Source organism: Pseudomonas sp. MYb2 (assembly GCF_002979955.1).
GTDB lineage: Bacteria > Pseudomonadota > Gammaproteobacteria > Pseudomonadales > Pseudomonadaceae > Aquipseudomonas.
This window is the reverse complement of record NZ_PCQC01000008.1, coordinates 54,451-80,592: the sequence shown is the minus strand read 5'-3', so window position 1 is coordinate 80,592 and position 26,142 is coordinate 54,451. Positions and strand designations below refer to the sequence as shown.

Annotated in this window: 24 protein-coding genes; 9 read left to right on the top strand and 15 right to left on the bottom strand. The window is 58.3% G+C overall.

Annotated features, from left to right (window positions below; genetic code table 11):
• Nucleotides 1-8 precede the first annotated feature (8 nt).
• The 14 genes from lpxB to rpsB form a co-directional block, all read right to left on the bottom strand.
• Nucleotides 9-1,139 (bottom strand): lipid-A-disaccharide synthase, encoded by a 1,131-nt coding sequence (lpxB, locus tag CQ009_RS15770; RefSeq protein ID WP_064393181.1) that lies wholly within the window; start codon nucleotides 1,137-1,139, stop codon nucleotides 9-11.
• A 2-nt stretch (nucleotides 1,140-1,141) separates the two neighbouring features.
• A complete protein-coding gene (gene lpxA / locus CQ009_RS15765; RefSeq protein WP_064393182.1) occupies nucleotides 1,142-1,918 on the bottom strand; it encodes an acyl-ACP--UDP-N-acetylglucosamine O-acyltransferase in 777 nt (258 codons plus the stop codon).
• Nucleotides 1,915-2,355, bottom strand: a complete 441-nt coding sequence (gene fabZ, locus CQ009_RS15760; protein WP_025110881.1) for a 3-hydroxyacyl-ACP dehydratase FabZ — start codon at nucleotides 2,353-2,355, stop codon at nucleotides 1,915-1,917. Before fabZ ends, lpxA begins: the two co-directional genes overlap by 4 nt.
• A gap of 106 nt (nucleotides 2,356-2,461) precedes the next feature.
• Entirely contained in the window at nucleotides 2,462-3,517 is a 1,056-nt protein-coding gene (lpxD, locus tag CQ009_RS15755) for a UDP-3-O-(3-hydroxymyristoyl)glucosamine N-acyltransferase (protein ID WP_064393183.1), read from the bottom strand.
• Between the two features lie 3 nt (nucleotides 3,518-3,520).
• Nucleotides 3,521-4,024, bottom strand: coding sequence for an OmpH family outer membrane protein (locus CQ009_RS15750; RefSeq protein WP_007908849.1), 504 nt, complete (start codon nucleotides 4,022-4,024; stop codon nucleotides 3,521-3,523).
• Nucleotides 4,025-4,069: 45 nt separating this feature from the next.
• Nucleotides 4,070-6,445 carry an outer membrane protein assembly factor BamA gene (gene bamA / locus CQ009_RS15745; protein ID WP_064393184.1) on the bottom strand — a complete coding sequence of 792 codons (2,376 nt, stop codon included), beginning with the start codon at nucleotides 6,443-6,445 and terminating at the stop codon, nucleotides 4,070-4,072.
• A gap of 74 nt (nucleotides 6,446-6,519) precedes the next feature.
• The gene (rseP, locus tag CQ009_RS15740; RefSeq protein ID WP_064393185.1) at nucleotides 6,520-7,872 is read right to left on the bottom strand and encodes a sigma E protease regulator RseP; all 1,353 of its coding nucleotides are present in this window, start codon (nucleotides 7,870-7,872) and stop codon (nucleotides 6,520-6,522) included.
• Between the two features lie 54 nt (nucleotides 7,873-7,926).
• Complete coding sequence (gene ispC / locus CQ009_RS15735) at nucleotides 7,927-9,117, bottom strand: 1-deoxy-D-xylulose-5-phosphate reductoisomerase (RefSeq protein WP_064393186.1); 1,191 nt, start codon at nucleotides 9,115-9,117, stop codon at nucleotides 7,927-7,929.
• Entirely contained in the window at nucleotides 9,114-9,920 is an 807-nt protein-coding gene (locus CQ009_RS15730) for a phosphatidate cytidylyltransferase (protein ID WP_064393187.1), read from the bottom strand. The genes ispC and CQ009_RS15730 overlap by 4 nt, the downstream gene beginning before the upstream one ends.
• Nucleotides 9,920-10,675, bottom strand: a complete 756-nt coding sequence (gene uppS / locus CQ009_RS15725) for a polyprenyl diphosphate synthase (RefSeq protein WP_064393188.1) — start codon at nucleotides 10,673-10,675, stop codon at nucleotides 9,920-9,922. Before uppS ends, CQ009_RS15730 begins: the two co-directional genes overlap by 1 nt.
• Before the next feature lie 14 nt (nucleotides 10,676-10,689).
• Nucleotides 10,690-11,247, bottom strand: coding sequence for a ribosome recycling factor (frr, locus tag CQ009_RS15720; RefSeq protein ID WP_064393189.1), 558 nt, complete (start codon nucleotides 11,245-11,247; stop codon nucleotides 10,690-10,692).
• On the bottom strand, nucleotides 11,244-11,987 hold the full coding sequence (gene pyrH, locus CQ009_RS15715; RefSeq protein WP_003222124.1) for a UMP kinase: 744 nt from the start codon (nucleotides 11,985-11,987) through the stop codon (nucleotides 11,244-11,246). The genes frr and pyrH overlap by 4 nt, the downstream gene beginning before the upstream one ends.
• A 210-nt stretch (nucleotides 11,988-12,197) precedes the next feature.
• The gene (tsf, locus tag CQ009_RS15710; protein WP_064393190.1) at nucleotides 12,198-13,061 is read right to left on the bottom strand and encodes a translation elongation factor Ts; all 864 of its coding nucleotides are present in this window, start codon (nucleotides 13,059-13,061) and stop codon (nucleotides 12,198-12,200) included.
• 190 nt (nucleotides 13,062-13,251) lie between these two features.
• Nucleotides 13,252-13,989, bottom strand: coding sequence for a 30S ribosomal protein S2 (gene rpsB / locus CQ009_RS15705; RefSeq protein ID WP_064393191.1), 738 nt, complete (start codon nucleotides 13,987-13,989; stop codon nucleotides 13,252-13,254).
• A 372-nt stretch (nucleotides 13,990-14,361) separates the two neighbouring features.
• Here rpsB and map point away from each other — a divergent pair, with 372 nt between their 5' ends.
• The 5 genes from map to CQ009_RS15680 all read left to right on the top strand — a co-directional run bounded on the left by map (nucleotide 14,362) and on the right by CQ009_RS15680 (nucleotide 21,001).
• Nucleotides 14,362-15,144, top strand: a complete 783-nt coding sequence (gene map / locus CQ009_RS15700; RefSeq protein ID WP_105707334.1) for a type I methionyl aminopeptidase — start codon at nucleotides 14,362-14,364, stop codon at nucleotides 15,142-15,144.
• 41 nt (nucleotides 15,145-15,185) lie between these two features.
• Entirely contained in the window at nucleotides 15,186-17,888 is a 2,703-nt protein-coding gene (locus CQ009_RS15695) for a [protein-PII] uridylyltransferase (RefSeq protein WP_064393193.1), read from the top strand.
• A 208-nt stretch (nucleotides 17,889-18,096) separates the two neighbouring features.
• Complete coding sequence (dapC, locus tag CQ009_RS15690) at nucleotides 18,097-19,293, top strand: succinyldiaminopimelate transaminase (protein ID WP_064393194.1); 1,197 nt, start codon at nucleotides 18,097-18,099, stop codon at nucleotides 19,291-19,293.
• A gap of 240 nt (nucleotides 19,294-19,533) precedes the next feature.
• On the top strand, nucleotides 19,534-20,229 hold the full coding sequence (locus CQ009_RS15685; RefSeq protein WP_236708345.1) for a hypothetical protein: 696 nt from the start codon (nucleotides 19,534-19,536) through the stop codon (nucleotides 20,227-20,229).
• 61 nt (nucleotides 20,230-20,290) lie between these two features.
• The gene (locus CQ009_RS15680) at nucleotides 20,291-21,001 is read left to right on the top strand and encodes a M12 family metallopeptidase (RefSeq protein WP_158260933.1); all 711 of its coding nucleotides are present in this window, start codon (nucleotides 20,291-20,293) and stop codon (nucleotides 20,999-21,001) included.
• 31 nt (nucleotides 21,002-21,032) lie between these two features.
• Here the strand turns inward: CQ009_RS15680 and CQ009_RS15675 are convergent, their stop codons facing one another.
• Nucleotides 21,033-22,664: a Na+/H+ antiporter gene (locus CQ009_RS15675; RefSeq protein WP_105707330.1), complete on the bottom strand. Its 1,632-nt coding sequence runs from the start codon at nucleotides 22,662-22,664 to the stop codon at nucleotides 21,033-21,035.
• 293 nt (nucleotides 22,665-22,957) lie between these two features.
• On the opposite strand from CQ009_RS15675, the gene CQ009_RS15665 reads away from it, so the two are divergent.
• The 4 genes from CQ009_RS15665 to CQ009_RS15650 all read left to right on the top strand — a co-directional run bounded on the left by CQ009_RS15665 (nucleotide 22,958) and on the right by CQ009_RS15650 (nucleotide 26,128).
• Nucleotides 22,958-23,320, top strand: coding sequence for an ArsC family reductase (locus CQ009_RS15665; protein ID WP_003222107.1), 363 nt, complete (start codon nucleotides 22,958-22,960; stop codon nucleotides 23,318-23,320).
• 33 nt (nucleotides 23,321-23,353) lie between these two features.
• Nucleotides 23,354-24,388 (top strand): 2,3,4,5-tetrahydropyridine-2,6-dicarboxylate N-succinyltransferase, encoded by a 1,035-nt coding sequence (dapD, locus tag CQ009_RS15660; protein ID WP_041478134.1) that lies wholly within the window; start codon nucleotides 23,354-23,356, stop codon nucleotides 24,386-24,388.
• Nucleotides 24,389-24,521: 133 nt separating this feature from the next.
• A complete protein-coding gene (locus CQ009_RS15655; RefSeq protein ID WP_105707327.1) occupies nucleotides 24,522-25,727 on the top strand; it encodes an aminotransferase class V-fold PLP-dependent enzyme in 1,206 nt (401 codons plus the stop codon).
• Nucleotides 25,724-26,128 (top strand): SufE family protein, encoded by a 405-nt coding sequence (locus CQ009_RS15650; RefSeq protein ID WP_105707325.1) that lies wholly within the window; start codon nucleotides 25,724-25,726, stop codon nucleotides 26,126-26,128. The genes CQ009_RS15655 and CQ009_RS15650 overlap by 4 nt, the downstream gene beginning before the upstream one ends.
• Nucleotides 26,129-26,142 lie beyond the last annotated feature (14 nt).

Here is a 26,142-nt window from a genome sequence, read left to right as displayed (position 1 = left end):
TGTCTTGCTCATCGTGTCTGACCGATCAGGTTAAGGACGGCGTCCGCCGCCTGATTGGAAGCGTCCAGCCGCAGCGTGCGGTGGATTTCGTCGAAACCACGGGTCTGCTCTTCGCCGCCTTCAATCAGCGGCGACAAGGTCTGAGCCAGTGCTTCGACTGTCGCATCATCCTGCAACAATTCTGGCACCAGCAAGCGCTGGGCGAGGAGGTTCGGCAAAGACACGTACGGGCTCTTGACCATGCGCTTGAGAATCCAGAACGTCAGCGGTGCCAGGCGGTAAGCCACGACCATTGGCCGTTTGTACAGCAGCGCTTCGAGGGTCGCGGTGCCAGAGGCGATCAACACCGCGTTGCATGCGGCCAGCGCCAGATGCGACTTGCCATCGAGCAGGGTTACCGGCAGATCGCGGCCGGCGAGCAACTCTTCAAGCTGCGCGCGACGCTCCGGGTTGGCACACGGAATGACAAAGCGCACACCTGGGCGCATGGCGCGCAGACGTTCGGCGGTGTCGAGAAACAAGGCGCCCAATCGGGACACTTCGCCGCCACGGCTACCGGGCATCAACGCTACCAGCGGCCCATCGGGCAGGCCCAACTCGGCGCGCGCCGCAGCGCGATCGGCCTCCAGTGGAATGGTATCGGCCAGCGTGTGGCCAACGAACCGCACCGGCACGCCCTTCTCTTCGTAGAATTTTGCTTCGAACGGCAGCAGCGTCAGCATCAGATCGCAGCCTTCGCGGATCTTCAGCACACGCTTCTGCCGCCACGCCCATACCGACGGGCTGACGTAATGCACGGTCTTGATCCCGGCCTGACGCAGCTTCAGTTCGATATTGAGGTTGAAGTCGGGGGCATCGATGCCGATGAACACATCCGGTTTCTCGGCGATCAGCGTGGCGATCAAGTCTTTGCGGCGCTTGAGCAGCTCGCGCAGACGTCCGAGGACTTCGACCAGGCCCATGACCGACAAACGCTCCATGGGAAAGTAGGAGGTCAGGCCTTCAGCCTGCATCAGCGGGCCGCCGACGCCGATGAACTCGACCGCCGGATGCTGTGCCTTGAGGGCCCGCATGAGACCCGCGCCGAGAATGTCACCGGAAGCTTCACCCGCCACCAGCGCAATACGCAGATTGGCCATGATCAGCGAGTGATGCCGCGAGTCGACGACTGGATGGAGTCACGGAATATCGCGACTTCCGGAAACTGTGCCGCCGGCTCAACCAGCTCAGCCAGTGCCTGCTCGACCGTCAGCCCTTGGCGGTACACGGTTTTGTAGGCGCGACGCAGGGTGTGGATGGCGTCTTCACTGAAACCACGGCGACGCATGCCTTCGAAGTTCATGCTGCGCGCTTCGGCCGGGTTGCCAAACACGGTGACGAACGCTGGCACATCCTTGCCGATGGCGGTGCCCATGCCGGAAAAGCTGTGGGCGCCGATGTGGCAATACTGGTGAACCAGAGTGAAACCGGAAAGGATCGCCCAGTCATCAACGTGCACGTGACCAGCCAATGCAGTGTTGTTGACCAGAATGCAGTGGTTGCCGATGACGCTGTCGTGACCGATGTGGGCATAGGCCATGATCAGGTTGTGATCGCCCAGGGTGGTTTCCGATCGGTCTTGAACGGTGCCACGGTGAATGGTCACGCCTTCACGGATGACGTTGTGGTCACCGATGACCAGACGGGTCTCTTCACCTTTGTACTTCAGATCGGGCGTGTCTTCGCCTACCGAGGAAAACTGGTAGATGCGATTGTGCTTGCCGATACGCGTCGGGCCTTTGAGGATTACATGCGGCCCGATCACGGTCCCCTCGCCGATTTCCACACCTGCGCCGATGATCGACCACGGGCCGACCTCGACGCCGTCAGCCAGAACGGCCGACGGATCGATGATTGCGCGAGGGTCAATCAAACTCATAGCTTGCGTTCCGCACAGATGATTTCAGCCGAGCAGACTGGCTTGCCATCGACCGAAGCCTGGCACTCGAACTTCCAGATCTGACGTTTGCAGCTGATGAACCGGGCTTCGAGGATCAACTGGTCGCCCGGCAGCACAGGCTGACGGAAGCGCAGTTTGTCGGAACCGACGAAGTAGTAAAGCGTGCCGTCGGCAGGCTTCACATCAAGCATTTTAAAACCGAGGATCCCGGCAGCCTGAGCCATCGCTTCGATGATCAGTACGCCTGGCATGATCGGATGCGCCGGGAAGTGACCATTGAAGAACGGTTCATTGATGCTGACATTCTTGTAGGCGCGAATGCGCTTGCCTTCAGTGTCCAGTTCCACCACCCGGTCCACCAGCAGGAACGGGTAACGGTGAGGCAGGTATTCGCGAATCTCGTTGATGTCCATCATTTCGGGGGGAAGCCTATGTAAAGATTGGGAGCGCGACTGACGCGCACTCCTCTAGCAAATCAAGGAGGCAGTCTAGAGGCTGTGCACACTTGATATGGAAATGGTATCAGCCATCTGATGAAGCATTGCCGTCAGGGGTCACTTCCCCTACGCGCTTTTCCAGCTGTTTCAAACGTCGCGCGATGTCATCGAGCTGACGGATGCGGGCCGCGCTTTTGCGCCATTCGGCCGCCGGTTGCATGGCTGTACCGGAAGAGTAGGCGCCTGGCTCGGTAATCGAGTGGGTCACCATGGTCATCCCGGTGAGGAAAACGTTGTCGCAAATATCAATGTGGCCAACCAGACCAACACCGCCGGCGAGCATGCAGTGCTTGCCGATTTTGGTGCTGCCGGAGATACCGACACACGCGGCCATCGCGGTGTGATCACCGACCTGGACGTTATGCGCAATCTGAATCTGGTTGTCGAGTTTCACACCATTGCCGATTACGGTGTCGGCGAGCGCACCACGGTCGATCGCGGTATTTACACCAATCTCGACATCGTCGCCGATGGTCACGCCGCCAATCTGGGCGATTTTCTGCCAGATGCCTTTTTCGTTGGCGAAGCCGAAGCCCTCACCACCGAGTACCGCACCGGACTGGATCACCACCCGCTTGCCGATGCGCACGTCGTGATACAGGGTCACGCGCGGCGCAAGCCAGCCGCCTTCACCAATTTCACTGCGCGCACCGATGAAGCAATGTGCACCCAAGGTCACTTGAGCACCGATCTGCGCACCTGCTTCGATCACCACGAACGGGCCGATGCTGGCGGTTGGATCAACCACTGCATCGTCCGCAATGACCGCCGATGGGTGGATACCCGCCGCGGCTTTTGGTTTGGGGTCGAACAAGTGCGAGATACGCGCGTACGCCAGATAAGGATCAGGCACGACCAACGCATTACCGGCGAAACCTTCGGCGTCAGCTTCCTTGAGCAACAGGGCCGCTGCCTGCGAACCAGCCAGGTACTTGCGATATTGAGGATTTGCCAGAAAGCTCAACTGAGCTGGGCCAGCCTCTTGCAAAGTGGCTAGCCCAGTAATTTGCTTCTCCGGGTCGCCACGCAGGGTGGCGCCGAGGAACTCGGCCAACTGGCCGAGCTTTATAGTCACGGTCATGGGTTACTTCAGCTGATTCATGCGCTCGATAACCTGGCGCGTGATGTCGTACTGAGGTTTGACATCGATCACTGCGCCACGCTCGAACACCAGGTCAAAACCACCTTTCTTGATGACTTCTTCCACTGCGCTATCCAGTTTCGGCTTCAGTTGCTTGAGCATTTCGCGGTCGGCAACAGCCTTGGCTTCGTTCAGTTCTTTGGACTGGAACTGGAAATCACGGGCCTTTTGCTTGAACTCCAGCTCCAGACGCTCACGTTCGCCTTGCTGCATCTTGTCGCCACCAGCCATCAGACGGTCCTGAATGCCTTTGGCGCTGCTTTCCAGGGTTTTCAGCTTGGTCAGTTGCGGACCGAACTTCTTCTCGGCATCCACGGCGTACTTCTTGGCCGCGTCAGATTCCAGCAAAGCCATCTGATAGTTCAGAACGGCGATTTTCATGTCGGCAAATGCCGGGCCTGCCACCATCAAGGAGGCCAGGAGAACCAATTGAGTCAACTTACGCACGATGCACTCCTACAAAATCCATTGTCGTTATCTTGGGTCAGACGCTTAGAACGTCTGGCCGAGGGAGAATTGGAACACTTGAGTTTCAGCGTCATCCGGTTTCTTGATCGGCATGGCCAACGCGAAGCTCAGAGGACCCAGTGCGGTGACCCAGGTCACACCCACACCCACGGAACTTGCCATGTTGCTCAGGCTGATGTCGTTGCACTTGGTGTTCGACGTCGAGCCGTTGGCATTGGTAGTGTCCTTGCACTGCGAGTCAAATACGTTACCCACATCCCAGAATACCGAAGTACGCAGGGAACGCTGATCCTTGACGAATGGCAGCGGGAACAGAACCTCGACACCACCCTGGATCAGGACGTTACCGCCGAACGGCAGCGGGTCCTGGTCCGGGTCAGCCAGCGTACCCGGGTTGGTGCCACGGCTTGGCGTACTGCGCGGACCGAGGGTGCTGTCCTTGAAGCCACGAACCGAGTTGAAACCACCAGCATAGTAGTTTTCATAGAACGGCAAGCCGTCAGTCGAACCGTAACCGTCGCCATAACCGAGTTCGGTATGCAGACGCAGGGTGTAATTCTCGGTGATCGGCTGGAACAGCTGACCACGGTAATCAAGTTTGAAGAACGACAGGTCACTGCCCGGAATGGTGGATTCCAGGGTCAGGCTCTGGGAACGACCACGGGTCGGCAATACGCCCTTGTTCAGGGTCGACTCGGACCAGCCGGCCGAAGCCTTGAAGTTCAGGTACTTGTCGCCTTCCTTGTTAACGAAGTCGAAAATCTCGTCAACGGTGTAAGTACCGGTCTTGATCTCGTCCTGCTGAGCGGACAGACCGAAGGTCAGGCGCGAAGTCTCGCTGATCGGGTAACCGATATTGACGCCAGCGCCCAGGCTGTCTACCGCATAGCTTGCTACGTCGACGTCGAGGTCTTTGTAGTCGGTGGTGCGATAGAACGCGTTGTAGCCCAGGCTCACGCCATCGGCGGTCCAGTACGGGTCAACGTAGCCGAAGTTGTAGCGGCTCTGGTATTCACTTCGGGTCAGGCCGACGCTGACGCGGTTACCGGTACCGAGGAAGTTGTTCTGGGTAATCGAACCACCAAGGATCAGACCGGCACTCTGCGCAAAACCGACGCTGGCGGTAATCGAACCGGAAGCCTGTTCTTCAACGGCGTAGTTCACGTCAACCTGGTCGTCGACACCCGGAACAGCAGGGGTTTCAACGTTGACTTCCTTGAAGAAGCCCAGACGCTCAAGACGGGTCTTGGACTGGTCGATCAGGTAGGTCGAAGCCCAGCCGCCTTCCATCTGGCGCATTTCACGACGCAGCACTTCGTCTTCGGACTTGGTGTTGCCACGGAAGTTGATACGGTTGACGTAGGCACGCTTGCCTGGATCGACAGCAAACAGGATGTCGACAGTGTGGTCTTCATCGTGTGGCTGAGGTACGCCGTTGACGTTGGCGAAGGTGTAACCCTCGTTACCCAGACGGCGGGTGATCAACTCGGAAGTGGTGGTCATCAGCTTGCGCGAGAACACCTGGCCTTTCTGTACCAGCAACAGGGACTTGACCTGATCTTCAGGGACTTTCAGATCACCGCTGAGCTTGACGTCACGAACGGTGTACTTCTCGCCTTCGGTCACGTTGACGGTGATATAGACGTGCTTCTTGTCCGGGGTGATGGACACCTGGGTCGAAGCGATATCCATGTTGATATAGCCACGGTCCAGGTAGTAGGAACGCAGACGCTCCAGGTCGCCGGAAAGCTTTTCACGGGCGTACTTGTCGTCGTTCTTGAAGAACGACAGCCAGTTGGTGGTTTTCAGTTCGAACAGGTCGGTCAGGTCTTCCTCGGGGAACACCGTGTTGCCTACCACGTTGATATGCTGAATAGCCGCAACGGTGCCTTCGTTGATCTTCACTTTCAGACCGACACGGTTACGCGGCTGCGATACCACTTCGGTATCGACGGTAGCCGAATAGCGGCCTTGCGCAACGTACTGACGTTGCAGTTCGTTACGCACGCCTTCGAGGGTGGCACGCTGGAAGATCTCGCCTTCGGCCAGACCGGATTGCTTGAGGCCCTTCATCAGGTCTTCAGTGGAGATCGCCTTGTTACCTTCGATCTCGATACTGGCGACGGATGGGCGCTCGACAACCGTGATTACCAGGACGTTGCCTTCGCGGCCCAGCTGGATATCTTGAAAGAAACCGGTTTTGAACAACGCACGAGTGGATTCCACCAGGCGACGATCATCCGCCTGCTCGCCGACGTTCAACGGCAAGGCACCAAAGACGCTACCCGCGGAGACCCGCTGGAGGCCATTGACGCGAATATCAGAGATAGTGAAGGACTCGGCGTGAACTTCGGCGATCATCAATACGGTGAGAACCGCAGTTAGCAGCAGACGTTTCATGAAGTCCTTTCTTATTCCAACTGGCAATAAACAAACTGCCGCAAAATGCGGCAGATTCGCAATTCAGCGAAGCGTTACAGTCGACCCAGATCGTTGACCAGAGCAAGCAACATCACTCCGACCACCAAACTGATACCGATCTGTATCCCCCAACCTTGCACCCGATCCGACAAGGGACGACCACGCGCCCACTCGATCAGATAAAACAACAAATGCCCCCCATCCAGTACAGGAATGGGCAGCAAATTCAGAACGCCCAGGCTAATACTCAGATAAGCAAGGAAATTCAGGAAATCAGCGACGCCCGACTGGGCAGAAGCGCCCGCCACTTTAGCAATGGTTATCGGTCCACTCAAGTTTTTTACCGAGAGCTCGCCGAAGAGCATTTTCTTCAGTGAATCCAGCGTCAGGATGCTCATGGTCCAAGTACGACGGGCGCCCTCGCCAATCGCGGCCAAAGGCCCGTAACTGACCTCGCGGATCATCTCCGGTGGCCAGTCGACAGCTTTTACACCAGCGCCCAGATATCCGCTTGGCGACTTGCTTTCACCGCGCGCCGCGAGGGTGACCGGGACGTCGATTTGAGCACCGTCGCGCTCGATGCGCAGCATGATTTTGGTATCAGGACGCGTACGAACGGTATCGACCACCTGCTGCCAGTCGTTCAGCGCCTGACCATCAAGGGCGAGCAAACGATCACCGGTTTTCAGACCCGCCGCCTGCGCCGGACCTTTCGGATCAAGTTCGGCAAGTACCGGCGGCAGTGCCGGACGCCATGGACGAATACCCAGCGAGCGAATCGGATCCGGCTCATCGGCACCTTTGAGCCAGTGATCCAGCGCCAGTTCACGCGGCGAATCCGCGGTGGAACCTTGATCGCGCACCATCAACTGCAAGGAACCGCTTTCGCCGAGACGACGCACCAACTGCAAATTGACAGCCGCCCAACCCGACGTCGGCTCTCCATCGATGGCGACAATTTCCTGGCCTGAAGTCAAGCCAGCCTTGGCGGCGATGCTGCCGGACTCGACCGCACCGATAACCGGACGTATCTGCTCGCTGCCGAGCATGGCCAGCACCCAGAAAAACACCAGGGCCAACAGAAAGTTGGCGATGGGACCCGCCGCCACAATAGCGATACGCTGACGCACGGACTTGCGATTGAACGACTGATCCAGCTGATCGACCGGTACTTCGCCTTCGCGCTCATCGAGCATCTTGACGTAGCCACCCAACGGGATCGCGGCAACAACAAACTCGGTGCCTTGCTTGTCGTGCCAGCGCAGCAGCGGCATGCCGAAGCCTACGGAAAAACGCAGAACCTTGACGCCACAGCGACGCGCGACCCAGAAATGGCCGAATTCGTGAAAAGTGACCAGCACTCCCAAGGCGATCAGGGTGCCGGCAATCATATAGAGCGCGCTCATCTACTTTCTCCGCAATCCTGTTCAGTGCCGCGTGTAGCCATTGTGTTGCAAAACCTATCGGTTGTGACGACTCAACCACTGTTCAGCCAGTACTCGCGCTTTCGCGTCCGCGATGAACACTGTTTCGAGATCATCCAGTGCGACCACCGGTTCGAGATTCAAGACTTCGTCGATGATACTCGCGATTTCGAGGTAACGAACCCGTCCGTCGAGAAACGCTGCCACGGCGACCTCATTGGCCGCATTCAACATCGCCGGCGCGCTGTCGCCTGCTTCAGCAGCTTGACGAGCCAGACGCAGGCATGGAAAGCGCTCTTCATCCGGCGCTTCGAAATCCAGCCGGGCAATCGCAAACAGATCCAGCGGCGCAACACCGGAGTCGATGCGTTCAGGCCAGGCCAGCGCATTGGCAATCGGTGTACGCATATCGGGGTTGCCCAACTGCGCCAGCACCGAACCATCCACGTAATCGACCAACGAATGGATCACGCTCTGCGGGTGAATCACCACCTCGACCTGCGCAGGCTTGGCATCGAACAGCCAGCAGGCCTCGATCAATTCAAGTCCTTTGTTCATCATGCTCGCCGAATCCACGGAAATCTTGCGCCCCATGGACCAGTTCGGGTGCGCACAGGCCTGATCAGGCGAAACGTGCGCCAACTCGGCCATTGGCGTCTGCCGGAAAGGACCACCAGAAGCGGTCAGCAAAATCCGACGCACCCCTACAGCACTCAATCCGCGAGCGAAATCCTGCGGCATGCACTGGAAAATCGCATTGTGTTCGCTGTCGATCGGTAGCAGCACCGAACCGCTTTTACGCACGGCTTGCATGAACAAGGCGCCGGACATTACCAGCGCTTCCTTGTTGGCCAGAAGAATCTTCTTGCCCGCCTCGACCGCCGCCAGCGTTGGACGCAGCCCGGCGGCACCCACGATGGCCGCCATGACAGCATCGACCTCAGGGGCCGCTGCGACCTGGCACAAGCCCTCCTCCCCGACCAGCACACGGGTCGGCAACCCGGCCGCCCGCAAGTCATCCTGCAGGCTGCGCGCCGCTTCTGCTTGCGGGACAACCGCGTACTGCGGCACATGACGCACGCACAAAGCGAACAACTCACTCAGTCGAGTGAAACCGCTGAGCGCAAACACCTGATAACGCTCAGGATGACGCGCAATGACATCGAGAGTACTCAAACCGATCGAGCCGGTCGCCCCCAGAACAGTGATCTGCTGTGGACGGCTCAAGGTGCAGCCATCCACAACAACACTGCAAATACCGGAATGGCCGCGGTCAGGCTGTCGATACGATCGAGCACGCCACCATGGCCAGGCAGCAGGTTACTGCTGTCCTTGATGCCGGATTGACGCTTGAACATGCTTTCCGTGAGATCGCCCACAACCGAAATGAATACGATCAATGCAGCGCCGATCAGCCCTTTGAGCAACTCGGCCACCGTCCAGTCGCGCACCAGGCCGACAATCGCGGTAATCACCAGACTCAGAGCCAGACCGCCATAGACACCTTCCCAGCTTTTACCGGGACTGACGTGTGGCGCCAGCTTGCGCTTGCCGAAAGCCCGGCCGGAAAAGTAGGCACCGATGTCAGCACCCCAGACCAGAACCATCACCGCCATGATCAGCCAGTTACCCAGCGGATACTGTTTGATCTGCACCAGACCTTGCCAGGCCGGCAGCAGAATCAACAGACCAATGACCAGTTTGCTCGCGGCACTGGACCAGTGCCCGCTCGAACGCGGATAGGTCAGGACCAGCCAGGTCGCCACCGCCCACCACAACACGGACGCACCCAACACCCATGGCGCAAGGCCCGGCAGGATGTACATGACGAACAGCATCAAGGCGACCACGGCGGCAAAGCCGACACGGAACGCTTGCGCAGTGAAACCCGCCAGACGCGCCCATTCCCAGGCACCCAGGCTCACGACCAGACCGATGAACAGTGCAAAGCCCGAACCTTCGAGCAGGAAAAACCCGCACAAGGCGATCGGCAGCAGGATCAGCGCAGTAATGATTCGTTGTTTAAGCATTAAACCCGGGCTCCAGCTTCGATCTGTTCGCTCGTTTTACCGAAACGACGTTGACGCGAAGCGTAATCAGCCAGCGCATTGCGCATGGCATCGTGTTTGAAGTCCGGCCAGAACAGGTCGGAGAAGTACAACTCGGCATAAGCCAGTTGCCACAGCAAGAAGTTGCTGATGCGATGCTCGCCGCCAGTACGAATGCACAGATCAGGCAACGGCAGGTCGCCAGTTGCCAGACAGGTTTGCAGCAGATCCGGGGTGATGTCTTCCGGACGCAGGTGCCCGGCCTGGACTTCACGCGCCAGACGCTGAGCAGCCTGCGCAATATCCCACTGACCGCCATAATTGGCAGCGATCTGCAGGATGAAACGGTTGGCACCCGCCGTCATCGCTTCAGCTTCACGCATTGCTGCCTGAAGTTCCGGATGAAAGCGCGAACGATCGCCGATGATGCGCAGGCTTATGTTGTTGTCGTTGAGGCGCTTGGCCTCACGACGCAACGCCTTGAAAAACAGATCCATCAAGGCACTGACTTCATCGGCCGGCCGCTGCCAGTTCTCACTGGAAAACGCGAACAGGGTCAGCACCTCGACCTTGGCCTCGGCACACACCTCGATGACGGCACGCACAGCATCCACGCCCGCTTTATGCCCGGCGACACCCGGCATAAAGCGTTTTTTCGCCCAGCGATTATTGCCATCCATGATGATCGCGACATGGCGCGGCACCGCGGACGGCGCAGTCTGCTTGGTCTTGTCCATTTAAAGCTCGACCCTTATACGGCCATCAGGTCTTTTTCTTTCTCGTCCGTGGCCTTGGTGATCTGGGCCTCGGCATCTTTGGTCAGCTTGTCGATATCAGCGACAGCACGACGCTCTTCGTCTTCGCTGATTTCCTTGTCCTTGACCAGCTTCTTCAGATCGCCCAGCGCATCGCGACGAATGTTGCGCACCGCAACACGGGCGTCTTCCGCTGCGCTACGCGCCTGCTTGGTGAAACCTTTGCGGGTTTCTTCGGTGAGGGCAGGCATCGGGATCAACAGCAACTCGCCAAGGTTGGTCGGATTGAGGTTCAGACCAGCGCTCTGGATCGCTTTATCGACGGCAGCGAGCATATTGCGCTCGAAGGCCACGACTTGAAGAGTACGCGAGTCTTTCACGGTGACGTTGGCGACGCCGCTCAGCGGGGTATCAGTGCCGTAGTAAGGCACCATCACGCTACCCAGAATGCTTGGGTGAGCCTTGCCGGTACGAATCTGACCGAAAGCGTGGGCCAGAGAGTCCAGGGATTTCTGCATGCGCTCTTGAGCGTCTTTCTTGATTTCGTTGATCATTGTTGACCTTCCTCGATCAGGGTGCCTTCAGCGCCGCCGTGTACGATGTTCAGCAGAGCGCCGGGCTTGTTCATGTTGAATACGCGCAGCGGCATCTTGTGGTCGCGGCACAGGCAAATAGCTGTCAGATCCATTACACCCAGCTTGCGATCCAGCACTTCATCATAAGTCAGATGATCGAACTTCTCGGCATGCGGGTCTTTGAACGGGTCAGCGGTATAGACGCCATCGACCTTGGTCGCTTTGAGCACGACATCGGCATCGATTTCGATTGCACGCAGGCAGGCTGCCGAATCCGTGGTGAAGAACGGATTACCGGTACCGGCCGCGAAAATCACCACGTCCTTGGAGTTCAGGTGGCGCATGGCTTTGCGGCGATCATAATGATCGGTCACGCCAACCATGGAAATGGCCGACATCACGATGGCCGAAATATTGGCACGTTCCAGCGCGTCGCGCATGGCCAGGGCGTTCATCACAGTGGCCAGCATGCCCATGTGGTCGCCTGTCACCCGATCCATACCGGCTTTGCTCAATGCTTCACCGCGGAACAGGTTGCCGCCACCGATCACCAGACCGACCTGCACGCCGATGCCAACCAGTTGGCCGACTTCCAGCGCCATGCGATCGAGAACTTTCGGATCGATCCCGAACTCTTCCGAGCCCATCAGGGCCTCGCCGCTAAGCTTGAGTAGAATGCGTTTATAGCGAGCCTGATAACCACTGCCCTGCTGAGCCATTGCGAATCTCTCCTGCGGCGTATTTAAAAATTCTTTGCGAGCTGTTTACAGCTGGCGTTCACTCTAGCTTGGCGCTGCTTCAGCGCCATCGGAACATGGCTTTGTAAGTCAGTTCCAAGTGGAAACCAATTAAAAATTGGCAACCCCATCTGAAAAGAGGCTGCGCGCGTAAGCGGGCAGCCTCTTTCGGGCGACAGTTGGAAAACCGTCTTATTGCTTGGCGGCAGCCAGCTGGGCAGCAACTTCTTCAGCGAAGTTGTCGACCGGCTTCTCAATGCCTTCGCCTACTTTGTAGTAAGTGAAGGAAACGATTTCTGCGCCGCCTTTCTTGGCCAGCTCGCCAACCTTGATTTCAGGGTTCTTGACGAACGCCTGCTCAACCAGGCTTGCTTCTGCCAGGAACTTGCTGATACGGCCTTTGACCATATTCTCAACAATGTTTTCCGGCTTGCCTTTGATTTTCTCTTCGTTCAGCTGCAGGAACACAGCTTTTTCACGCTCGATCGCTTCAGCCGAAACCTGCGAAGGCAGCAGGAACTCAGGGTTGCTTGCAGCTACGTGCATCGCGATGTCTTTGGCCAGCTCGACGTCACCGCCTTTCAGAGCCACAACCACACCGATCTTGTTGCCGTGCAGGTACGAACCTACAACGTCACCTTCGATACGGGTCAGACGACGGATGTTGACGTTTTCGCCTACTTTGGCAACCAGTGCTTCGCGAGCGGCTTCTTGAGCAGCGATCAGCGGAGCAGCTTCGGTCAGTTTGTCAGCGAACGCTTTTTCAACGCTGGCAGCAACAAAGTTTTTGAAGTCGTCTTGCAGAGCCAGGAAGTCGGTCTGCGAGTTCACTTCCAGGATAACGGCAGCTTTACCGTCGTCCTTGATAGCGATTGCGCCTTCAGCGGCAACGTTGCCAGCTTTTTTCGCAGCTTTGATCGCGCCCGAAGCACGCATGTCATCAATGGCTTTTTCGATGTCGCCGTCAGCCTTTTCCAGGGCTTTCTTGCAATCCATCATGCCTTCGCCGGTACGCTCGCGCAGTTCTTTAACCAACGCTGCAGTAATTGCTGCCATTTTCAAATTCCTCTTGGATAGGTTTTCAACCATTCCACCCGATCGAACGGGCGTTCAATTCTTCCCGAACCACCCTTGTTAGCTGCCGCACATTACAAATAGTGCCGCGGGCGCCGACAAATGGTTTTCGAGGTGGCAAAAAGGGGGCCAAGCCCCCTTTTTGCTTACTGAGTCAACGCCAGGGCGTCAATTACTCAGCTGCAGCCTGAGTTTCTTCAGCTGCGAATTCTACAGTGCCGCCGGAAACATTGTTGCGACCGCGGATCACTGCGTCAGCCATCGAACCCATGTACAGCTGGATAGCGCGGATTGCGTCATCGTTGCCTGGGATGATGTAGTCAACGCCTTCCGGGCTGCTGTTGGTATCGACAACGCCGATTACCGGGATGCCCAGCTTGTTGGCTTCGGTGATCGCGATGCGCTCGTGGTCAACGTCGATCACGAACAGTGCGTCTGGCAGACCGCCCATGTCCTTGATGCCGCCCAGCGAACGATCCAGCTTCTCAAGATCACGGGAGCGCATCAGCGCTTCTTTCTTGGTCAGCTTGGCGAAAGTACCGTCTTCGGCTTGAACTTCAAGGTCACGCAGACGCTTGATGGAAGCACGAATGGTTTTGAAGTTGGTCAGCATGCCGCCCAACCAGCGGTGATCGACGTACGGCGAACCGCAACGTGCTGCTTCTTCAGCAACGATCTTGCCAGCGGAACGCTTGGTGCCGACGAACAGAATCTTGTTTTTGCCCTGGGCCAGACGCTCTACGAAAGTCAGAGCTTCGTTGAACATTGGCAGGGTTTTTTCAAGGTTGATGATGTGAATCTTGTTACGCGCGCCGAAAATGTACTTACCCATTTTCGGATTCCAGTAACGGGTTTGGTGACCGAAGTGCACACCGGCCTTCAGCATATCGCGCATATTGACTTGGGACATGATAGTTCCTTAATAAGTCGGGTTTGGCCTCCACGTATCCCAATGACCAACCAGTGGCATAAAGCCAAAAGCACCCAGGTCATCGTGTCGACACGTGTGTGGATTTAAGCTTCTCGGGGTATCCCCGGAAAGCGGCGCATTTTATACCACAGGGTGCGCAGAAACGGAACACGAAATCTGTATTCGCACCAAGGACATGGGCGCAGCCCCCTTGGAATCGGCTTCAGGGGCACCATTGTATAGAGAGAAGCGATGCACGCAGGCGCTGAATTGCGCCGCGCGTCTGTTAGAATCGCGTTTTTCAGGGTCGCAAAACGAACACTGCCACCCCATTCGTACCAGCAAGCGCCGCCGAGCGCAGAGAGAGCCTGTATGACCGTCAACCTCAAAACTCCCGAGGACATCGCTGGCATGCGTGTCGCCGGCAAACTGGCCGCCGATGTGCTGGAAATGATTGCCGAACACGTAAAACCGGGCATCACCACCGATGAGCTGAACCAGATCTGCCACGACTACATCGTCAACGTGCAGCAGGCCATCCCTGCCCCGCTGAATTACAAGGGCTACCCGAAGTCGATCTGCACCTCGATCAACCACGTGGTCTGCCACGGCATTCCGAACGACAAGCCGCTGAAAAACGGCGACACCCTGAACATCGATGTAACCGTAATCAAGGACGGCTACCACGGCGACACCAGCCGCATGTTCCACGTCGGCGAAGTACCGGTCTGGGCCGAGCGCCTGTCACAGATCACTCAGGAATGCATGTACAAGGCGATCGAAATCGTCAAACCCGGCTGCCGCCTCGGCGACATCGGCGAAGTGATCCAGAAGCACGCTGAAAAGAACGGCTTCTCGGTGGTTCGCGAGTTCTGTGGGCATGGCATCGGCAAGGTTTTCCACGAAGAGCCGCAGATTCTGCACTACGGCCGCGCCGGCACCGGCATGGAACTGAAAGCCGGCATGACCTTCACCATCGAGCCGATGATCAACCAGGGCAAGGCCGACACCAAAGTATTGGGTGACGGCTGGACCGCAATCACCAAGGACCGCAAGCTGTCGGCGCAGTGGGAACATACCCTGCTGGTCACCGACACCGGCTACGAGATCTTCACCCTGCGCGCCGACGATACCATCCCGCGCATCTCGGCCTGATCCACACACCGCTCCCAGCCTTATAAAAGGAAAGCCAATCGATGCCGCAGGTGGATCCCGAACTCTTCGACCGCGGCCAGTTCCAGGCTGAACTGGCCCTGAAAGCGAGTCCTATCGCGGCGTTCAAGAAGGCGATCCGCCAGGCTCGCGAGGTACTCGACACGCGTTTTCGCAATGGCCGCGACATTCGCCGCCTGATCGAAGACCGCGCCTGGTTCGTCGACAACATCCTGCAAAAGGCCTGGGACCAGTTCAACTGGAGCGAAGACGCCGACATCGCGCTGGTCGCGGTCGGCGGCTATGGTCGCGGTGAGCTGCACCCTTATTCCGATATCGATCTGCTGATCCTGCTGGACAGCGCCGATCACGAAGTCTTTCGTGACTCCATCGAGCGTTTTCTGACGCTGCTGTGGGACATTGGCCTGGAAGTCGGTCAGAGCGTGCGCTCGGTCGATGAATGCGCCGAAGAAGCCCGCGCCGATCTGACCGTGGTTACCAACCTGATGGAAAGCCGCACCATTTGCGGCCCCGAGCGCCTGCGCCAGCGCATGCTCGATGTCACCAGCACCGCCCACATGTGGCCGGCCAAGGAGTTTTTCCTGGCCAAGCGCGCCGAGCAAAAAGCCCGCCACCACAAATACAACGACACTGAATACAACCTGGAACCCAACGTCAAAGGCTCGCCGGGCGGACTGCGGGATATTCAGACGATTCTCTGGGTTGCGCGTCGCCAATACGGCACGCTCAACCTGCGCGCCCTCGCCGGTGAAGGCTTCTTGGTCGAGAGCGAAAACGCCCTGCTCGCCTCCTCTCAGGAATTTCTCTGGAAAGTGCGCTATGCGCTGCACATGCTGGCAGGTCGCTCGGAAGACCGCTTGCTGTTCGATCATCAGCGCACCATTGCCGGTTTGCTCGGTTTTGAAGGTGACGACGCGAAACAAGCGGTCGAAAACTTCATGCAGCAATACTTTCGCGTGGTGATGAGCATCGCCCAGCTCAGCGACCTGATCATTCAGCATTTCGAGGAAGTCATCCTCGCGCCGGAAGACGAAGCCCCGCCACAGCCGATCAACTCGCGCTTCCAGCTGCACGATGGCTACATCGAAGCGCGAAACGACAATGTGTTCTGCCGCACACCGTTCGCCATGCTCGAAATCTTCGTGCTGATGGCCCAGCAGCCGGAAATCAAAGGTGTGCGCGCCGATACCATTCGCCTGCTGCGCGAGAACCGTCATCTGATCGACGACACTTTCCGCAACGATATTCGCAACACCAGCCTGTTCATCGAGCTGTTCAAGTGCAAGATCGGCATCCATCGCAACCTGCGCCGGATGAACCGTTACGGCATTCTCGGGCGTTATCTGCCGGAGTTCGGCTTTATCGTCGGGCAGATGCAGCACGACCTGTTCCACATTTATACCGTCGACGCGCACACGCTGAACCTGATCAAGCACCTGCGCAAATTGCAGTACACGCAAGTGTCGGAAAAATTTCCGTTGGCCGCCAAACTCATGGCCAAACTGCCCAAGCCCGAACTGATCTACATGGCCGGTCTGTACCACGACATCGGCAAGGGGCGACACGGCGACCACTCGGAGATCGGCGCGGTCGATGCCGAAGCGTTCTGCCAGCGCCATCAGTTGCCGGTGTGGGACAGTCGCCTGATCGTCTGGCTGGTGCAGAACCACTTGGTGATGTCGACCACCGCCCAGCGCAAGGACTTGTCCGATCCGCAGGTGATTCACGATTTTGCCCTGGCGGTCGGCGATGAAACCCGTCTCGACTACCTCTACGTGCTGACCGTGGCCGACATCAACGCGACCAACCCGACGCTGTGGAACTCGTGGCGCGCCAGCCTGTTGCGTCAGCTCTACACCGAAACCAAACGCGCCCTGCGTCGTGGTCTGGAAAACCCGGTGGATCGCGAAGAGCAGATCCGCCAGACCCAAAGCGCGGCCCTGGATATTCTGGTGCGAGGCGGCACCGATCCGGACGACGTCGAGCAGTTATGGGCGCAGTTGGGTGATGACTATTTCCTGCGCCACACCGCTGGCGATGTGGCCTGGCACAGCGACGCGATCCTGCAGCAGCCCGTCGATGGCGGGCCGCTGGTACTGATCAAGGAAACCACTCAGCGCGAGTTCGAGGGCGGCACGCAGATCTTCATTTATGCACCGGATCAGCATGACTTCTTCGCCGTGACCGTGGCCGCGATGGATCAGCTCAACCTGAACATTCACGACGCCCGGGTCATCACGTCGAGCAGCCAGTTCACCCTCGACACCTACATCGTGCTCGACAACGAAGGCGAATCCATCGGCGACAACCCGGCGCGGGTCAAGCAGATCCGCGAAGGCCTGACCGAAGCCCTGCGCAACCCGGATGACTACCCGACGATCATTCAGCGCCGGGTGCCGCGCCAGCTCAAGCATTTCGCCTTTGCGCCGCAAGTGACGATCCACAACGACGCGCAACGCCCGGTGACGGTGCTGGAATTGACCGCACCTGATCGCCCGGGACTGCTGGCGCGGATCGGCGGAATTTTCCTTGAATTCGACCTGTCGCTGCAGAACGCCAAGATTGCGACACTGGGCGAGCGAGTGGAAGACGTGTTCTTCATCACCGATGCGCACAATCAGCCGCTGTCCGACCCGCTGCTGTGCAGCCGCTTGCAGGATGCGATCGTTGAGCAGTTGAGCGTCAATCAGGAACCCGATATCAAGCTTTCGCGTATCAGTATTTGAATTGAAGTAACCATTACTCCTGTGGGAAGGAAGACTCCGATACCAGCCTGTTCAACAAACCCCTTGTAGGAGTGAGCCTGCTCGCGATAGCGGTTCATCAGCTGCATAGATATTGAATGAGTCTTCCTCATCGCGAGCAGGCTCACTCCTACAGGTTTTGTGGATGGCGGGTATTGAGGCAATCCCTCCCACATTCAACGAGGCCCCCATGAACAACGCTCTGAACCAGCTCCAGCCTTACCCGTTCGAAAAGCTCCGCGCCCTGCTCGGCACCGTGACCCCGAACCCGGACAAACGCCCGATCGCCCTGTCGATCGGCGAGCCGAAACATCGCTCGCCGAGCTTTGTCGCCGAAGCGCTGGCGAACAACCTGGATCAGATGGCGGTCTACCCGACCACTCTCGGCATCCCGGCCCTGCGCGAAGCAATCGCCGGCTGGTGCGAGCGTCGCTTTGGCGTGCCAAGCGGCTGGATCGATCCGGCGCGTAACGTACTGCCGGTCAACGGCACCCGCGAAGCGCTGTTCGCCTTCACCCAGACCGTAGTCAATCGCGGTGATGACGCTCTGGTAGTCAGCCCGAACCCGTTCTATCAGATCTACGAAGGTGCGGCGTTCCTCGCCGGGGCCAAACCGCACTATCTGCCGTGCCTTGACGAGAACGGCTTCAACCCGGATTTCGATGCGGTGTCGCCAGACATCTGGAAGCGCTGCCAGATCCTTTTTCTGTGCTCTCCAGGCAACCCGACCGGCGCGCTGATCCCGGTCGATGTATTAAAGAAACTGATCGCCCTGGCTGACGAATACGACTTCGTGATCGCCGCCGACGAGTGCTACAGCGAACTGTATTTCGAAGAACAGACCCCGCCGCCGGGCCTGCTGACGGCCTGCGTTGAGTTGGGCCGCAAGGATTTCAAACGCTGCGTGGTGTTCCATAGCCTGTCCAAACGCTCCAACCTGCCGGGCCTGCGTTCCGGTTTCGTTGCCGGCGACGCCGATATCCTCAAGGGCTTCCTGCTGTATCGCACCTACCATGGCTGCGCGATGCCGGTACAAACCCAATTGGCCTCTGTTGCCGCCTGGAACGATGAAGTCCACGTTCGCGCCAACCGCGCGCTGTACCGCGAGAAATTCGACGCCGTGCTGGCAATCCTCAGTCCGGTGATGGACGTCCAGCGTCCGGATGGCAGCTTCTACCTGTGGCCGAACGTGCAGGATGACGATGCTGCGTTCTGCCGCGATCTGTTCGAACAGGAACACGTGACCGTAGTCCCGGGTTCTTACCTGTCCCGCGATGTCGATGGGGTCAACCCGGGCGCAGGTCGCGTGCGCATGGCGCTGGTTGCGCCGCTGGCAGAATGTGTCGAGGCTGCGGAACGTATTCGCGACTTCATCAAGCGTCGCTAACAAGCGTTTATATATTTCCGCACGACGCAATGTCGTGCGGAAACAAACACTACGCAACACATCAACTCTTCTTTCATCTTCCTATCTCCCCCATCGATACTTACTCTGTCCGCTCAAGCTGAACCTGGTTGTTTAAATATCAAATCCCATTAATAAACCAAACAGCAAATCATCAACTACGGAAAGTAATTCATGGATGATATAAAAGATTGTCTTGTTAAAGCACCGCAAGACATTAATGTGTCCTACCAAGCGGCCATCAACGAGAACTCCGCCAATCGCGGTACGTCCGGCGGTCGTCAGAAAAGAGCCGCGATCAAGCACCGCAAACTCTGGGCACCCGGCCGAACCCTGCGCGTTCGCGTGCTAGCGGGTGACGCAGCCTACAAGCAAGCCATCCGCGCGGCGGCAGCAACATGGACAGCGTTTATCAATCTGAACTTCGACTTTGTTGATGAAGGCGATGCCGAGATTCGCATATCCGATGACAACGGCGACTACTGGTCGTTGATCGGTACTGACGCATTGACCCAAGATGATCAAAGCGAAGCAACCATGAATCTTTCGCCTGATCACAACTTGTCGCCCAAGTTCTTCATGGCCAATGCCTTGCATGAGTTTGGTCACGTACTGGGTGCCGAACATGAACATCTGCACCCACAAATGACCATTCCCTGGGACAAGCAAGCCGTCTACGAGCACTTTGGCGCAGAAGATGATGATGATGATCTGGCTCGCAGCAACATCGACGAGCGCTATTTCAATCTTCTCGATGCCAGTGAAGTCGACAACTCGACTTACGACCCGAAGTCCATCATGCACTACGCCATCCGCCAGAGCTGGACCCAGGGTGACTTCCAGATTCAGCTGAATCTGCAGCTCAGCGACAAAGACAAGGCTTTCATGGCCGCCGCTTATCCACACCCCGATGCCTGACAGGACGTCAGGCTTCATCAAAACCACCTACCTCATGCATTACTTAAAAAGGACTTCAAGAATGCCAGACTGCAAAATCTGCACGACACTGCCGCCGAAAAGCCAAAGTCTTTCCTATCAGGCCGCGCTTGCCGAGAACCCTGCCAACGTCAGCAGGCAGGGTATTTCCTTACTGGGCGTGGCCCTTGATGGAAAGGTATGGAAAGCGTTCAGGACGCTTAGCGTCACGTTTCTCGATAACCTGACGAACGAAGAGCAAACGCAGTATCGGGAAGTCATTCGGGAATGGGGTAACCATATCAACCTGGATATCGTGTTCACGAGCGAGCGCGATGCCGACATTCGCATCAAGACCAAAACCAGTGACAACAGCTCTGCCGTTGGCACAGACGCACTCACCGTCGATGTGCAGAATCCAACGATGTACATTGCCGAAAAGCCAGGCAGCAGCAGATTCAGAACGGTATTACTGCACGAGTTCGGCCACGCCCTGGGCTTCGAACACGAGCATTTGCACCCGTACGCCAACATCCCCTGGAACAAGCAAAAGGTTTACGACCACTTCACTCGACTCGGCATGAGCAGAGCCGCCATTGACGAAAACTTCTTCACCAAGATCAATCAAAAGATGTCTGTGACCGCTTATGATCCAAAGTCGATCATGCACTATCCGATAGAAAAAACCTTCACCGACGGAGTATTTGAGGTCACTGAAAACACCGAACTAAGTAGATTGGATATACACATGGCGCGAACCGTTTATCCCCGATAAAACCCGCAATCCGATCAACACCCATGCGGGACTACTTCAACGTTCCCAGATTGGCCTCACTCAAATCAAGCTCACCTAATACCTCGCGCAATACGTCATCACCGATCTGGTGATGACGGCTGAGGCTGTAGAGTTCCAGACGTTGCGCGCGCAGTGCCTTGAGGCGTAAACGACGCTCGAGCAGATCCATCTGAAACGCCAGGGCCTGTGCTTCGGCCGAGTCGTTGAAGACATCGAGCTGATGGCGGTACTCGGACATGATCCGCGCCTTGAGTTCTGCCGCGAGTGCGGCCTGCGCTGCATCCTGCGGGCCGACCTCCTCGGTTTCCAGCGCATGAATCGCTGCCTCGGCGGTCTTGCGCCAGGCGTCGCGCACTTCCTGGCGCCGCTTGTCGTCCGGGCTTTTCTCAATGCCGCGCAAAAGCAACGGCAAGGCGATGCAGGCGCAGATCAGCGACAGCAGAATCACCCCGGCAGCGATGAAGATCAGCAGATCACGCTCGGGAAACGCCTCCGAGCCCATCAACATCGGCACCGACATCACACCCGCCAGCGTCACCGCACCGCGCACGCCGCCGACCGTCAACAGCCAGCAGGAGCGCGCTGTCGGCACCTGAGTCAGCTCGTTCTTGCCACGCAAACGCCGCAGCAGCACCGACAAGCGCCAGATGCTCTGTACCCAGATGAACCGCAGCAGGACCAATGCAAGAAAGATCGCCACCACGTCGAGACAGCGATAGAACAGGGTCGGCCATAACGTCGGCTCGTGACTGACCACCGCTTTGATGATGTCCGGCAATTGCAGGCCCAGCAGCAGAAAGATCAATCCGTTGAAAGCAAATTCCAGAAGCGACCAGACACTGCGGTTGAGCAGGCGGGTGCTCGTCTGCCGTGGCAGCAGATCGAGCCAGCTCTGCATCATCCCCGCCGCCACCGCCGAAAGGATACCCGAGGCACCCAGTCGCTCGGCCAGTACATACGCGGCGAACGGCAGCAGCAACATGAACACCACGTGGGTGGCCGGATCGTCCCAGCCCCGGGCAATCATCCACGCGCGCAAGCGCCCGACCAGCCAGCTCAGTGCCACGCCGACTGCCAGCCCGCCGACTGCCACCAGCACAAACGTCAGGCTGGCATTGGCCAACGAGAACGCCCCGGTGATCGCCGCGGCCAGCGCGAATTTGAACGTTACCAGGCCCGAGGCGTCGTTCATCAACGCTTCGCCCTGCAAGATATGCATGAGCGGCGTCGGCAAGCGATTCTGTGAAATCGCCGAGACCGCCACCGCGTCGGTCGGCGACAGCACAGCGGCGAGTGCGAAGGCCACCGCCAGCGGAATGCTCGGCATCAACCAATGAATGAAGTAGCCGGCACCGACCACGGTGAACAGCACCAGACCCACCGCCAGCGTCAGAATCGGCCCGCGCAGATGCCAGAACTCGCGTTTGGGCATGCGCCAGCCATCGGAAAACAGCAGCGGTGGCAGGAACAGAAACAGGAACAGTTCGGGATCAAGGGCCACATGCAGACCGAGGGTCGGCCAGGCGAGCAAAGCGCCGGCGGCGATCTGCACCAGTGGCAGTGGCAACGGGATGACCCGTCCGACCAGACGCGAGACGCTGACCAGCATCAGCAGGATCAGGACGGTGTAAGCGGTTTGCATAAAGCGGAAATCTCAGACAATCGACAGCGTTGAACTGCCATATTAGCCGTTTAGCATGCGTCTGACCCTTGCACCTATGTCGCAGCTGCTGGAACGCAGTCCCCTTGTGGGAGCGAGCCTGCTCGCGAATGCGGTGCGTCATTCAACAGAGATATTGCCTGACACGGCCCCTTCGCGAGCAGGCTCGCTCCCACAGGTTTTGCAGCGTTACGACAACCGTGGCCGACGAAACCGTTTGGTCATGGCATAATCCGACACCATTTTTCTCCAGCACCTGTAAAGGGGGCAATTCCTTGACCGTTTCAAGTAAAACGTTGCACCTTTTCGGCATCAAAGCCTGCGACACCATGAAAAAGGCGCGCACCTGGCTTGATGAGCACGCTGTCAGCTACGACTTTCACGATTACAAAACCGCCGGCATCGACCGTGAACACCTGACCCAATGGTGTGACGAGCATGGCTGGCAAACGGTGTTGAACCGCGCAGGCACGACCTTTCGCAAACTCGACGACGAACGCAAAGCCGATCTCGACCAATCGAAAGCCATCGAACTGATGCTCGCTCAACCCTCGATGATCAAGCGCCCGGTGCTCGATCTCGGTGACCGAACCCTGATTGGCTTCAAGCCAGATATCTACGCGGCCGCTCTGAAGTAAGCAGCCCGTCACTCTTTGTAGAGGTGTATTTACATGTCCAATTCCCTGTTCAGCATCGCCTTTGGTGTCGGCACTCAGAACCGTCAAGGCGCGTGGCTGGAAGTGTTCTACGCACAGCCACTGCTCAACCCATCGGCCGAGCTGGTCGCGGCGGTTGCGCCGATCCTCGGTTACACCGAAGGCAACCAGGCCATCACCTTCACCACCGCTCAGGCTGCGCAACTGGCCGAAGCCGTGAAAGGCATCGATGCCGTGCAAGGCAAGCTGCTGACCCGTCTGGCTGAAAGCCACAAGCCGCTGGTCGCCACCCTGCTGGCCGAAGACGCACAGCTGACCTCGACACCTGAGGCCTACCTCAAGCTGCACCTGCTGTCGCACCGTCTGGTCAAGCCACACGGCGTGAGCCTGGCCGGGATCTTCCCGCTGCTGCCGAACGTCGCGTGGACCAGCCAGGGTGCAATCGACCTGAGCGAACTGGCGGAAATGCAACTGGAAGCCCGTCTGCGTGGCGAGCTGCTGGAAGTGTTCTCGGTGGACAAGTTCCCGAAAATGACCGACTACGTGGTTCCGGCCGGCGTGCGTATCGCTGACGCCGCGCGTCTGCGTCTGGGCGCTTACGTCGGTGAAGGCACCACCGTGATGCACGAAGGTTTCATCAACTTCAACGCCGGCACCGAAGGCCCGGGCATGATCGAAGGCCGCGTATCGGCTGGCGTGTTCGTCGGCAAGGGTTCCGATCTGGGCGGCGGTTGCTCGACCATGGGCACCCTGTCGGGCGGCGGCAACATCGTGATCAAGGTCGGCGAAGGCTGCCTGATCGGCGCCAACGCCGGTATCGGTATTCCGTTGGGCGACCGCAACACTGTTGAGTCGGGCCTGTACGTGACCGCCGGCACCAAGGTTGCGCTGCTCGACGAAAACAACAACCTGGTTAAAGTTGTGAAGGCGCGTGAACTGGCCGGTCAGACTGATCTGCTGTTCCGTCGCAATTCGGAAACCGGTGCTGTGGAATGCAAGACCCACAAATCGGCGATCGAGCTGAATGAAGCGCTGCACGCTCACAACTAAGTGCTTGGATAATCCATTGTAGGAGTGAGCCTGCTCGCGATGCCTTTAGCGCCCTCACGGACGCCATCGCGAGCAGGCTCACTCCTACAGGATTTGGCGTACATCCCGCCCCTCTTCACCAGGGCTAAAGACCGTGATGATTCCCTCCCCGTGGCGTGCCGATTTTCCGGCCATCGCCGCGCTGCAACGGCAAGACCAGACCTATCTGGACAACGCCGCCACCACGCAAAAACCCCAAGCCCTGCTCGACGCACTGACGCATTACTACGCCAACGGCGCAGCCAATGTGCACCGTGCGCAACACCTGCCCGGCGCTCACGCGACGCAGGCGTTCGAAGACAGTCGACTCAAGGTTGCCCAGTGGCTGAATGCCGGTGACAGCGGGCAGATCATCTTTACCCACGGCGCCACCAGTGCGCTGAACCTCCTGGCTTATGGCCTGGAACATCTTTTCCACCCGGGCGATGAAATTGTCATCAGCGCCCTGGAGCATCACGCCAACCTGCTGCCGTGGCAGCAACTGGCGCAACGGCGCAATCTGAAGCTGGTGATTCTGCCGCTGGATGCCGACGGTCTGATCGACCTTGCTGCCGCTGTGCACCTCATCGGCCCGCGCACGCGATTGCTGGCGGTCAGCCAGTTGTCCAACGTGCTGGGTTCGTGGCAGCCATTGCCGGCCTTGCTGGGCATGGCCAAGGCGCAGAACGCGCTGACCGTGGTCGATGGCGCGCAAGGCGTTGTCCATGGTCGGCATGACGTGCAGGCGCTGGGTTGCGACTTCTATGTGTTTTCCAGCCACAAGCTCTATGGCCCCGATGGCCTCGGCGTGCTGTTCGGGCGCAACGCTGCGCTTGAGCAGTTGAAGCCTTGGCAGTTCGGCGGCGAAATGGTGCTGGAAGCCAACTATCACGACGCGCGTTTCCGCCCTGCTCCGCTGGGTTTTGAAGCGGGTACGCCGCCGATTGCCAGCGTGATCGGCCTCGGTGCGACGCTGGATTATCTGGCCGGGCTCGATCAGGACGCAGTGTCGGCCCACGAAGCCGCGCTGCATGACTATTTGCTGCGTGGACTCGCGGCGCGTAACGGCATTCGCTTGCTCGGCAAGCCGCAACTGGCGCTGGCGAGTTTTGTCGTCGAGGGTGTGCATAACGCGGATCTGGCGCATTTGCTGACCGAGCAAGGCATTGCCGTGCGCGCCGGACATCATTGCGCGATGCCGCTGTTGAAAAGCTTCGAGCTGGCCGGGGCGATTCGCGTGTCGCTGGCGTTGTACAACGATTCGGAGGATCTGGAGCGTTTCTTTGAAGCCCTGGATCAGGCGCTGGAGTTGTTGCGATGAGCCTGCCGGTCGAGGCAGCTGAAGCGCTGCAGACTTTTCAGAATGCAGCGGGCTGGGAACAGCGGGCGCGGTTGTTGATGCAGATTGGTGATCGATTGCCGGCGCTGGATGACGCGCAAAAGTGCGACGCAAACCGGGTGCATGGCTGTGAGAGTCAGGTGTGGCTGGTCGGGGCGTTGCGCGATGGTCACTGGCAGTTCGCGGCGAGTAGCGATGCACGGATGATTCGCGGGTTGGTGGCGTTGTTGCTGTTGCGGGTCAACGGCTTGTCGGCCGCTGAATTGCAGCAGGTTGATCTGTCGGACTGGTTCAATCAGCTAGGCCTTTCGCGGCAGCTATCTCCATCGCGCAGCAATGGCCTTAACGCCGTGCTCCAGCGGATGAATGAGTTGGCTCGCTGACTGATCGTTCCCAC

What these genes read in the sequence shown, in the direction of transcription:
- lpxD (WP_064393183.1), bottom strand. Translation starts at nt 3,517, where the DNA reads ATGACCGTGACTATAAAGCTCGGCCAGTTGGCCGAGTTCCTCGGCGCC.
- pyrH (WP_003222124.1), bottom strand. Translation starts at nt 11,987, where the DNA reads ATGGCTCAGCAGGGCAGTGGTTATCAGGCTCGCTATAAACGCATTCTA.
- lpxA (WP_064393182.1), bottom strand. Translation starts at nt 1,918, where the DNA reads ATGAGTTTGATTGACCCTCGCGCAATCATCGATCCGTCGGCCGTTCTG.
- lpxB (WP_064393181.1), bottom strand. Translation starts at nt 1,139, where the DNA reads ATGGCCAATCTGCGTATTGCGCTGGTGGCGGGTGAAGCTTCCGGTGAC.
- fabZ (WP_025110881.1), bottom strand. Translation starts at nt 2,355, where the DNA reads ATGATGGACATCAACGAGATTCGCGAATACCTGCCTCACCGTTACCCG.
- CQ009_RS15680 (WP_158260933.1), top strand. Translation starts at nt 20,291, where the DNA reads ATGCCAGACTGCAAAATCTGCACGACACTGCCGCCGAAAAGCCAAAGT.
- rseP (WP_064393185.1), bottom strand. Translation starts at nt 7,872, where the DNA reads ATGAGCGCGCTCTATATGATTGCCGGCACCCTGATCGCCTTGGGAGTG.
- frr (WP_064393189.1), bottom strand. Translation starts at nt 11,247, where the DNA reads ATGATCAACGAAATCAAGAAAGACGCTCAAGAGCGCATGCAGAAATCC.
- uppS (WP_064393188.1), bottom strand. Translation starts at nt 10,675, where the DNA reads ATGGACAAGACCAAGCAGACTGCGCCGTCCGCGGTGCCGCGCCATGTC.
- rpsB (WP_064393191.1), bottom strand. Translation starts at nt 13,989, where the DNA reads ATGTCCCAAGTCAATATGCGCGATATGCTGAAGGCCGGTGTGCACTTC.
- bamA (WP_064393184.1), bottom strand. Translation starts at nt 6,445, where the DNA reads ATGAAACGTCTGCTGCTAACTGCGGTTCTCACCGTATTGATGATCGCC.
- dapC (WP_064393194.1), top strand. Translation starts at nt 18,097, where the DNA reads ATGAACAACGCTCTGAACCAGCTCCAGCCTTACCCGTTCGAAAAGCTC.
- map (WP_105707334.1), top strand. Translation starts at nt 14,362, where the DNA reads ATGACCGTCAACCTCAAAACTCCCGAGGACATCGCTGGCATGCGTGTC.
- CQ009_RS15675 (WP_105707330.1), bottom strand. Translation starts at nt 22,664, where the DNA reads ATGCAAACCGCTTACACCGTCCTGATCCTGCTGATGCTGGTCAGCGTC.
- CQ009_RS15650 (WP_105707325.1), top strand. Translation starts at nt 25,724, where the DNA reads ATGAGCCTGCCGGTCGAGGCAGCTGAAGCGCTGCAGACTTTTCAGAAT.
- dapD (WP_041478134.1), top strand. Translation starts at nt 23,354, where the DNA reads ATGTCCAATTCCCTGTTCAGCATCGCCTTTGGTGTCGGCACTCAGAAC.
- CQ009_RS15695 (WP_064393193.1), top strand. Translation starts at nt 15,186, where the DNA reads ATGCCGCAGGTGGATCCCGAACTCTTCGACCGCGGCCAGTTCCAGGCT.
- CQ009_RS15730 (WP_064393187.1), bottom strand. Translation starts at nt 9,920, where the DNA reads ATGCTTAAACAACGAATCATTACTGCGCTGATCCTGCTGCCGATCGCC.
- tsf (WP_064393190.1), bottom strand. Translation starts at nt 13,061, where the DNA reads ATGGCAGCAATTACTGCAGCGTTGGTTAAAGAACTGCGCGAGCGTACC.